The following is a 1528-nucleotide window of genomic DNA, read 5'->3' as shown; positions in this document are numbered from 1 at the left end:
GCAAGGTGACGATCAAGGTCAGCTTCACCGGCCTCGACGACGTCGCCGGACCCACCACCACCCAGCAGATCACCGTCGCCAACGGCACCACCACCACGCCGAAGCCCACGACCACCACGCCCAAGCCGCCGGCCGACGCCATCATGGGTGGCCAGGGCTACCGCAGCGGCTCGACCGGTGACAAGCCCTGCTCGTTCGGCTTCAATGCCGTCGACGGTAACGGCGACCTCGTGAACATCACCGCCGGACACTGCGACCCGCGGCCCAAGGACAACGAACCCACCGCCGAGAATGTGACCTTGGGCGACACCTACCTGGGCGCCTTCGTCGACAAGACAGTCCACGATGGCGACTACACGTTCATCAAGATCGACGGCAGCGTCGCCTCCCGTTTCAAGAACAACTTCGTCGACACCTACGGCGGGGACCCGGTGCGGATCACCGGCACCGCGGAGCCTGTGGTCGGGGCGCCGGTGTGCAAGTCCGGCCAGACCTCCGGCTACACCTGCGGTGTCATCACCACCGCAGACGACAGCACCTTCACCGCGAAACTGTGCTCGATCCCGGGCGACAGCGGTGGAGCCATGGTGACCGGCACCAAGGCGCTCGGCATCCTCTACGCCGGCAGCGAGTGGGATTGCACCCCCAACAAGCAGACCTACGGGCAGCAGATCAAGTCGATCCTCGAGGCCAACCCCGGCCTGAAAATCAACACCAAATAGATCGCGTCTCGACGCGACTCGATGGGGTGGCCCTGCACAACGGCGCCACCCCCCATGCCTCCGAGCCCCTCGATCCGAAAGACCCCGATGCGTAGTACCCCCATCCGCCGTGCCGCGATGATCGGCACCGCGGCATTCCTCCTGACCGCGCCCTGCGCAATCCTCGGACAAGCCGCACCCGCCGCACCGGCGCCCGCGCTGCCCGCGGACATGGTCGCCGCGATCCAGCGCGACCTCGGACTCAGCCCCACCCAGTACCTCGACCAGGCGAAAACCGGGCAGGACCTGGTGAAGTTCGCCGACACGCTGCGCGGCCAGTTCCCCACCGCGTTCGCCGGCGCCTGGCTCGACGCGGCCGGCACCCCGATGGTCGGCCTGGCCGACGGACCCGACAAGGCCGCCGCCCGCACCGCTGTCGAGGTCGCCGGCTACACGGTCAAGGACCAGCCGCGCAGCGAGCGCACCCTGTTCGACCTGCTCGATCAGCTCAACGGCTGGATCACGCAGCTGCCCGCACCGCTGTCCGGCCACGTCAAGGGCGCCGCGATCGACACCGCCGGCAACGACATCGTGCTCGGCGTCCACGACATCTCCCAGAGCCAGGACCTGCCACTGCCCGACGCCCTCAAGTTCGTGCGGGTCGCGCAGGGACCCTCCGGCTCCTCCGACCTGCCGGGGCTCGGCTCATCGGGCTCGTCCGGCCCGACGACTCCGGCCGGGCAGAGCGCTATCACCCTCAACCCGATCACCGGCGCCACCGTCGGCAAGCCCACCACCCTCACTGTGAAGGTCAACCCCGCAGCAGA

Annotated in this window: 1 protein-coding gene and 1 pseudogene; both read left to right on the top strand. The window is 68.6% G+C overall.

Translation table 11 applies throughout. From position 1 onward, the window contains the following. Positions 1-722: S1 family peptidase (locus ABZ412_RS35820; RefSeq protein ID WP_357289753.1), on the top strand; the 722-nt coding region annotated here is incomplete at its 5' end. 87 nt (positions 723-809) lie between these two features. Beyond that, positions 810-1528, top strand: a pseudogene (locus tag ABZ412_RS35815) (hypothetical protein); the annotation flags it as partial.

Origin of the sequence: Nocardia sp. NPDC005746, assembly GCF_040630785.1 — a bacterium.
Classification (GTDB): domain Bacteria; phylum Actinomycetota; class Actinomycetes; order Mycobacteriales; family Mycobacteriaceae; genus Nocardia.
This window is presented reverse-complemented; position numbering and strand designations above follow the sequence as displayed.